Origin of the sequence: Cupriavidus basilensis (assembly GCF_029335485.1) — a bacterium.
GTDB classification, from domain to species: Bacteria; Pseudomonadota; Gammaproteobacteria; order Burkholderiales; family Burkholderiaceae; genus Cupriavidus; species Cupriavidus basilensis_E.
The window spans coordinates 1-8,309 of the sequence record NZ_JARJLM010000527.1; the positions used below are offsets into that span (position 1 = coordinate 1).

9 protein-coding genes are annotated in these 8,309 nt (G+C 67.3%); 6 read left to right on the forward strand and 3 right to left on the reverse strand.

All coding sequences use genetic code 11. The features are described from left to right. Positions 1-1,464, forward strand: a 1,464-nt coding sequence (gene gspE, locus P3W85_RS32470) for a type II secretion system ATPase GspE (RefSeq protein WP_430869666.1), incomplete at its 5' end; no start/stop codon positions are given. 15 nt (positions 1,465-1,479) lie between these two features. Further along, positions 1,480-2,685, forward strand: a complete 1,206-nt coding sequence (gene gspF / locus P3W85_RS32475) for a type II secretion system inner membrane protein GspF (RefSeq protein ID WP_276267777.1) — start codon at positions 1,480-1,482, stop codon at positions 2,683-2,685. Between the two features lie 57 nt (positions 2,686-2,742). Here gspF and P3W85_RS32480 read toward each other — a convergent pair whose 3' ends face one another. The 3 genes from P3W85_RS32480 to P3W85_RS32490 all read right to left on the reverse strand — a co-directional run bounded on the left by P3W85_RS32480 (position 2,743) and on the right by P3W85_RS32490 (position 6,284). Further along, positions 2,743-4,872, reverse strand: coding sequence for a putative bifunctional diguanylate cyclase/phosphodiesterase (locus P3W85_RS32480; protein ID WP_276267778.1), 2,130 nt, complete (start codon positions 4,870-4,872; stop codon positions 2,743-2,745). Continuing rightward, complete coding sequence (locus P3W85_RS32485) at positions 4,872-5,207, reverse strand: hypothetical protein (RefSeq protein WP_276267779.1); 336 nt, start codon at positions 5,205-5,207, stop codon at positions 4,872-4,874. The genes P3W85_RS32480 and P3W85_RS32485 overlap by 1 nt, the downstream gene beginning before the upstream one ends. A 504-nt stretch (positions 5,208-5,711) precedes the next feature. Further along, positions 5,712-6,284, reverse strand: coding sequence for a hypothetical protein (locus P3W85_RS32490; protein ID WP_276267780.1), 573 nt, complete (start codon positions 6,282-6,284; stop codon positions 5,712-5,714). A gap of 161 nt (positions 6,285-6,445) precedes the next feature. On the opposite strand from P3W85_RS32490, the gene gspG reads away from it, so the two are divergent. From gspG to P3W85_RS32510, 4 genes are all read left to right on the forward strand, one after another. Beyond that, complete coding sequence (gene gspG, locus P3W85_RS32495; RefSeq protein WP_276267781.1) at positions 6,446-6,898, forward strand: type II secretion system major pseudopilin GspG; 453 nt, start codon at positions 6,446-6,448, stop codon at positions 6,896-6,898. 17 nt (positions 6,899-6,915) lie between these two features. Continuing rightward, positions 6,916-7,413: a type II secretion system minor pseudopilin GspH gene (gspH, locus tag P3W85_RS32500; RefSeq protein ID WP_017225520.1), complete on the forward strand. Its 498-nt coding sequence runs from the start codon at positions 6,916-6,918 to the stop codon at positions 7,411-7,413. Between the two features lie 25 nt (positions 7,414-7,438). Continuing rightward, positions 7,439-7,834 carry a type II secretion system minor pseudopilin GspI gene (gspI, locus tag P3W85_RS32505; RefSeq protein WP_276267782.1) on the forward strand — a complete coding sequence of 132 codons (396 nt, stop codon included), beginning with the start codon at positions 7,439-7,441 and terminating at the stop codon, positions 7,832-7,834. After that, positions 7,812-8,309 (forward strand): PulJ/GspJ family protein (locus P3W85_RS32510; RefSeq protein ID WP_276267783.1); only part of this gene is annotated, 498 nt, incomplete at its 3' end. The genes gspI and P3W85_RS32510, both read left to right, overlap by 23 nt.

Genomic DNA, 8,309 nt, shown 5'->3' on the forward strand with positions numbered 1-8,309 from the left:
GGCACGCTCCCCGCGCCGGCGGCCGGGCCTGCTGCGCGGCGCGCCACTGGTGCGCGCCTGGTGCCCTATGCCTGGGCCCGCGCGGCCAGGCTGCTCGTGGTGCCGCGCCCCGGTTCGGTGCCCGAAGCCTGGCTGTGCGCCGACACCCCTGCCCGGGCTATCGCCGAGGCCGTCCGGACATTCGGCATCGACCGCCTTGTCATGCTGAGCCCGCAAGCCCTGCAGCAGGCCTTGTCGGAGGCCTATGCCGCCAACGAAGGCTCCGCCGCCCAGGTGGTGGGCGAAGTGGAAGGCGAAGTCGACCTGTCGCGATTGATGCAGGAGTTGCCGGCCGTCGAAGACCTGCTGGAAGCCGAGGACGATGCCCCGGTCATCCGGATGATCAACGCCCTGCTCACGCAGGCCGCGCGCGAAGGCGCGTCGGACATCCACATCGAGGCCTTCGAGCAGAGTTCGGTGGTACGGCAGCGCGTGGACGGCACCATGCGCGACATCGTGCGGCCCAACAAAGCGCTGCACGGCGCGCTGATCTCCCGCATCAAGATCATGGCGCAACTGGACATCGCCGAGAAACGCCTGCCACAGGACGGGCGCATCACGCTACGGGTTGCCGGCCGGGCCGTGGACGTGCGGGTATCCACCCTGCCCACGGGGCACGGAGAACGGGCCGTGCTGCGCCTGCTCGACAAGGATGCCGGCCGGCTGGACCTGACCAGGCTCGGCATGAGCGCGGACACCCTGCGGCACTTCGACCGCCAGATCCAGCAGCCGCACGGCATCGTGCTGGTCACCGGGCCCACCGGCTCGGGCAAGACCACCACGCTGTATGCCGCGCTGTCGCGGCTGGATGCCGCCGCCACCAACATCATGACGGTCGAGGACCCGATCGAGTACGACCTCGACGGCATCGGCCAGACGCAGGTCAACGCGCGCATCGACATGACCTTCGGCAAGGCGCTGCGCGCCATCCTGCGCCAGGACCCCGACGTCATCATGATCGGCGAGATCCGCGACCTGGAAACCGCGCAGATCGCCGTCCAGGCCTCGCTCACCGGTCACCTCGTGCTTGCCACCCTGCACACCAACGACGCCGCCTCGGCGGTCACCCGTCTGACGGATATGGGCGTGGAGCCCTACCTGCTGGCCTCCAGCCTGCTCGGGGTGCTGGCGCAACGGCTGGTGCGGCGCCTGTGCCCGGCGTGCAAATGGGAACAGGACGGCCTCTGGCACCCGCGCGGCTGTGCCCGCTGCGGCCCCACCGGATATCAGGGCCGCTCCGGCATCTACGAACTGCTGGTGGTCGACGACCAGGTGCGCCGGCATATCCACCAGCGCAGCGCGGATGCCGACATCCGCGCTGCGGCCGTTGCCGCCGGCATGCTCACCATGCGCCAGGACGGCCAGCGCTGGATCGATGCCGGCCTGACTTCGCTGGAAGAAGTGCTGCGCGTCAGCAAGGATTGAGAGGAGTATTCCGCCATGCCAGCTTTTCGCTACGAAGCCGTGGATTTCGGCGGCAAGACCCATCGCGGCATGGTCGAGGCCGAGGGCAACCGCGCCGCGCGCGGGCTGCTCCGCGCGCGCGGCCTGACCCCGCTCAAGGTCATGGTGGTGAGCGCCGCGCCGGCCGGGCGGGGCGCCTTCGGCAGCCGCCTGGGCACGCAGGAGCAGGCCATCTTTACCCGCCAGGTGGCAAGCCTGCTGACCGCGGGCCTGCCGCTCAACGACGCGCTGGGCGCGCTGGCGGACCAGGCGGAGCGCACCTATGTGCGCGAACTCATCGGCGCGATCCGTGCCGAGGTAGTCTCCGGCCAGTCGTTCTCCGGGGCGCTCTCCCGGCACCCGCGCGATTTCCCCGACATCTACCGGGCCCTGGTTTCCGCCGGCGAGCATAGCGGCAAGCTTCACGTGGTGCTGACCAAGCTGGCGGACTATATCGAGAACCGCAATGCCCTGACCCAGAAGATCAAGCTCGCCTTCACCTACCCTGCCGTGGTGACCGTGGTCGCGTTCGGCATCGTCGTCTTCCTGCTGACCTACGTGGTACCGCAGGTGGTGGGCGTGTTCACCACCACCAGGCAGAAACTGCCGACGATCACGACCGTCATGCTCGCCTGCAGCGACTTCGCGCGGGACTGGGGCTGGCTGGCGGCGCTCGGCTGCATCGGCGCCTGGTGGCTGGTTGGCCGCATCCTCGCCCGGCCCGGCCCGCGCCACCGCTGGCATGCCTGGCTGCTCACCGCACCGCTGCTGGGCAAGCTGGTCCGCGGCTACAACACGGCGCGCTTCGCCAGCACCCTGGCGATTCTCACCAGTGCGGGCGTGCCCATCCTGCGCGCCCTGCAGGCAGCCGGCGAAACGCTCAACAACGTGGCCCTGCGCGAAAACGTGGAAGACGCCATCTCGCGCGTGCGCGAGGGCACTTCGCTGGCCCGCGCGCTGGCCTCCGCCAACCAGTTTCCCCCCGTGCTGATCCACCTCATCCGCTCCGGCGAAGCCACCGGCAAGCTGCCCGAGATGCTCGAGCGCGCCGCCGAGGGCGAGGCCAGCCAGCTGGAGCGGCGCACGCTGTTCATCACCGGCCTGCTCGAACCCGCCCTGATCCTCGGCATGGGCCTGATGGTGCTGATGATCGTGCTTGCGGTGCTGATGCCGATCCTGGAAATCAACCAGATGGTGCGCTGACGCGGGCATCATATCGCTGCGGTCCGCGCAGAGCGTTCCCCTCACCCGCGCAACGCGCTACGTCTGCGCCTGCTCCGGAACAGACACGGGGCCACGCCCGGCCTGCGCGGACGACAGGAACGCCACAAGCTCATCCAGCGGCATCGGGCGGGCAAACAGGTAACCCTGCCCGATGTCGCAGCCAAGCTCCCTCAGCAATTCCAGCTGGCTGGCGTCTTCCACCCCCTCCGCGACGACCTGGAGGCCAAGCGTATGGCCCATCTTGATCATCGCGATCACGATTTGCCGGTCGCTGGGGGACGTCGACATGTCCGTGATGAAGGACTGGTCGATCTTGATCTCGTGCACCGGCAAATGCTTGAGGGCCGACAGGTTGCAGTAGCCCGTACCGAAATCGTCGATCGATATGGCGATGCCGGCGGCATCGAGCTCGCGGACAAAGGCAAGCATGCCGTCCTGCGACGAGAAGATGGAGTTCTCCGTGACCTCGATCTTGAAGCGGGCGCAGTCCAGCCCATGCGACCGGATCACATCCGCCACGGATTGCTCTCCGTGCGAGCGCAACTGCACCGGGGAGAAATTGATGGCAATACGGAAATCGCGGTCTTGCATCAGCGCACGCAGCTGCCTCGCCTGCCGGCACGCTTCCTCCAGCACCCACTCGCCGATGGCGCCGATCAGGCTGGTCTCTTCGGCAATGGGAATAAACAGCGCCGGGGAAATCATCCTGCTGCCATCGCGCGCCCATCTCAGCAACACCTCGGCACCCACCACGCGCCCGTCGGCGAGGGCGATCTGCGGCTGCCAGACCAGCGAGAATTCGTTCTGCTCCAGGGCGCGATGGAGCGCGTTGGTCATATCCAGCCGTTCCGAAAGCCGGTCGTGGAATGCCGTCGAGTAGAAACGGCACACCCCGTTGCCCTCGTCCTTCGCCTTGTACATGGCCGCATCGGCATTCATGACAATGGCTTCCGCCGTGGTACCGTCCACGGGGTAGCGGCTGACACCGATACTTGCGGACGCGTAGATCTGCATGCCGTCCAGCACGACCGGTGCAGCCAGCGCCCTGAAGATGCGCTTCGCCAGGCCCGTGACATGCGCCGGTTCCACGGTCCCGTGGAGAATGAACGTGAATTCGTCTCCACCCAGGCGCGCCACGGTGTCGACGTCGCGCACCAGCGATTTGAACCGCTCCGCCACGTGTTTCAGGAGCCGGTCGCCGACAGTGTGGCCCAGTGCATCGTTGACGTCCTTGAAATGGTTGAGATCAAGAAACAGCAATGAGAAGCCAACCCCGTTGCGGCGCGCATGCTCGATCGCGTGGTCGAGCCTGTTCTGAAACAGCTGCCGATTCGGCAATCCGGTCAGGGAATCGTAATAGGCAAGGCTCAGGTACTGGGCACGAAGGCTTTCGCGCCGGTCGATATCGGAGAACATGACGACATAGTTCCGGCTTCCCGCGATATCGCAGACGACGCTCTTGATCGTGGCCCAGCCGGGGCAGATCGAGCCGTCGGCGCGGCGCAGCCATACCTCGCCTTCCCATTGGCCATCCCTGCCGACGGCCGACAGCATGTCCCGGAACAAAGCGGAGTTGTGCCGGCGCGACTGGAGAAATCCGGGCCGGCGGCCCAGCATGCTGTCCTCGGGATACCCGGTCATCTCCAGGAAAGCCCGATTGACCAGCAGGATCTTCAACGCCTGGTCTGTCACCATCACGCCGTCGCTGGCGGACTCGACGATGTCGGCGGCGATGCGGCGATTGACCAGTTCGCCTTGCAACTGATCGATCAGCGATTCCCGCTCCAGATGATGCGCTTCCTCGCGTTGCGACAACGCAAGCAGGACACTCTGCATCGAGATGACACCGACGTAGGCGCCATGGGCGTCGACAATGGCAAGGTAGTCCAGCTTCTCCTCGCGCATCCGGTGCAGCGCGCGAACCGGCTCATCGTCCGGATGCAGGGGTGCCGGCATGCGCCGCACCAGCAGGTCCGCGAATATTCTCCCCGGGAACAGCATGGCCTGCCGATCCGTCACCAGCCCCTGGAATGTGCCCGTCTCCGCGAATACCGGGAACACGCGGACGCTTCCCGGCAGGCTCTCGCGAATATCGCGATACCGCTGATAGGCATCCACCGGCCAGCCGCATGAGTCGATGCAATCCTTAGCCTGCAGTCCGGTCATTACGTTAGCTTATGGTCAAGGATGATTTCGATTTCAAGGCTGAAGTGGATGATTTCTTCCACGCCCATCGTAGGCTTGATCTCCTCAAGCACAAAAGCCTTCAATTGATGAATGGGCACCTTGCGCAGAATGGCGCGACGCACCAGCAGATCGGCGATCACGTCGTCGTCCAGTTCGACATGCTCGAACGGTGTCGTGGACAGGAGATCGAGTGCCCGGCCAACCGCCACATGCCCGATTGGAGACCGGCGCCCCAGCACAAGCCCATCGCTGATCGGCGGTAACACGAACTCTTTGATGTGGGCGCGAAACAGAATATGGCGACGCTTCTCCATTCGGAGATTTTCCTTTTCTGATTTTGACTTCCACCCGGGTGGGGCACATGGCGGAGATCAAATATGCTCCCCATTGCCTAACCTTGGCCGCATGACGGCAAAGTTATCCGCAGGGTTCCTGCCGACGCAGGCTTTCCGGCAAACGGCTCCCGCTTGTCCGGACGAGTTCTAGCACAAATCATCCCGATTCACTACCCCACATCGGGATGCCACCCTCTCTGAAAGCGGGTAGCCACCGCAGGAACGGATGGCCGCGCTCCATGACCGCGCATCGCGCATGAACCGCCCGGGGGCGTTGCGCAACCGGGTGAGAAAACCGGGCGAAAACGTGGACAACCCCTGTCGGCCGGCATCTCGCGCGGCAGCAGGAATATCGGGAGAAAATCCTGAACGCGCCGGCACGCACGGGAATCATTCTACCGCCGGTACTCCCCGGCGATTAAAAGAATCCGGCGCCTGTTTGCGTTGTGTCATGGTTGCGGGCAGGAGGCGGAAACCAACCGGCTATTTGACGGCGGCGCTCGAGCCCGCCCGCGCCACATTGCTCGCAACGGCGGGCACGCCGCCATCCCGCTCGCGCCCGCCAGCCGTGAACGCCAGTACCGGCACCCTCGCCGGTGCCACCATCCGCACCTCCCGCCGCACACCGTTGCGCGACAGCACGGCCAGGCGCTCGCCAACGGCCACGAGCACCAGGCCCGGCGCTGCTTCGCGTCCGACCACGACCAGCCGCGGCGGCTTGCCATCCACCGCCAGCACGGCGGCGCCGCCCGCCATTCCGCTATCGCTGCCGGCACGAATGACGCCGCTGACGATCACCGGCAGGTCGCTATCCTCGGCCGGGCGAGCGCCGAACAGCCGCGCGCCCTCCCCCGATACCAGCAGCGCCGCCACAGGCCTGGCCGGCGGCGCGCCCGCTTGCCGGGCAGCGTGCAAGCGCATCGCCCAGTATCCCGCCACCACCAGGCAGGCCAGGGCGCAGACCGCGGTAAGAAGCCGCCCGCGCCAGACCGCCGAATGCGCAAGGCGGGCCAGGCGTGCTGCGCCGGGCAAGCGCGGGATGTTCGGCTGGATCATGGCGGCAAGCCTCTCATATGAAATTTTGGTGTCAAAACCCGCGCAGGGCGCGTAACCGGCTTGCCCCACGCTTTCGACAGAATCACCCTGGCCCGTTCCGGTGCATGGCCCCAGCCGCTGTTGTACCGCGTACGCATGACAGACTTCTTGCGGAAACTACGATGAATTCGCCCAAGGCGCCAACGGCAATGCGGACACGTTCCACCGCCGGCTTCACTCTCATCGAAATCATGGTGGTCATCGTCATCCTCGGCGTGCTGGCGGCGCTGGTGGTGCCCAAGATCATGAGCCGGCCGGACGAGGCGCGCCGCGTGGCGGCCCGCCAGGATATCGCCTCGATCATGCAGGCGCTGAAGCTGTACCGGCTCGACAACGCCCGCTACCCCACCAGCGAGCAGGGGCTGCAGGCGCTGATCGCCCGGCCTGCGGTAGAGCCGGTGCCTGCCAACTGGAAAGGCGGCGGATACCTGGAGAAGCTGCCCAAGGACCCCTGGGGCCATCCATACCAGTTCATGAATCCCGGCGTACGGGGCGAGATCGACATCTTCAGCTTCGGCGCCGATGGCCAGCCCAATGGCGCCGGGAACGACGCCGACATCGGCTCATGGGAATAGGCCGCGCCGTGAGCCCCATGGCAGGCAGCCGCGTCATCGCCCGCCCGCGGGTCCGCCGGACCGTGCGCGGCTTCACCCTGCTGGAGATGATGGTGGTCGTGGTCATCATCGGCATCGTCAGCGGGCTTGTCGTGGTGAATGCGCAGCCCAGCCCGCGCAACCTGCTGGAACAGCAGGCCCAGCGCTTGATCCCGCTACTGCAGAATGCGCACGAGGAGGCCAGGCTGCGCGCGCAGCCCATCGCGTGGGAGGCAACGCCGCGGGGCTACCGCTTCCTGTTGCGCGACGGCGAACGCTGGCAGCCCATGCGCGATGAGATGCTGCACGCCGGCAACTGGGGGGCGCCGCTTTCGGCGCTGATCGTCGCCCAGCCGGATGCCGCGCCGCAGGCAGGCGCGGTCAGGGTCGTGCTTGGACGCGAACCGGTGGAACCCACGCTCACCATCACGCTGGAGCGCGATGGCGCGCGTGCCAGCATCCTCACCACCGCGCCGGGCCGCTATGTGGTGCAGTAAGCGAACGCCGACGGCGCCGCCGCCCATGCCGGCAACGGGGTTCACACTGATCGAGGTCCTGGTCGCGCTGACCATCGTCGCCGTCGCGCTGGGCGCCTGCCTGCGCGCGGCGGGGCTGCTGGCCGACACCAGCGACAGCCTGCGCGCGCGCGCCGTGGCCGAATGGAGCGCGGCCAACCGCCTGGCCGAGCTGCGCCTGCTCAGGCGCTGGCCGGAACCCGGCACGCGCCGCTTTGCCTGCGACCAGGGCCGGGTGGCGCTGCGCTGCGAGGAAATCGTCAGCGGCACCGCCGACCCGCTGCTGCGGCTGGTGGTGATCTCGGTCTACCGCAACCCCGAAGGCAACGGCAACAACGACGCGGGCACGCGGCTGGCCCAGCTCGCAACGGTGATGACCGATGGCTCGCGCCCAGGGCGGTAAGCGCGGCCGCGCGCGTCCGCGCCGCGGCTTCACGCTGATGGAGATGATCATCGCCATCGCCATCCTCGCCATCATCGCGGTGGTCTCCTGGCGCTCGCTCGACGGCATCATCCGCAGCCAGCATGCCGTGGGCGACAGCATGGCGGATACGCGCGCGCTGGACCGCCTGTTCGCGCAGCTCGGCTACGACCTCGCCGAAGCCGTGCCCGACGCGCAGCTGGGCGCCGGCGCGATCCAGTTCGACGGCGCCCAGCTGCGCATCGTGCGCGCCCTGCGCCAGCCCGGCCAGCCCACGCGCTGGCAGGTGGTGGGCTACCGCGTCGCCGACGGCATCCTCTGGCGCAGCCTCTCCGCACCGCTGTCCAGCCGCGAAGGCGCGCGCGCCGCGCTCGATGCCACCCCCGCGCAACGGCAGCCGCTGCTGGAGCGCGCCGCCAGCCTGCGCATACGTGGCTGGATCGATCCTGGCGAAAAT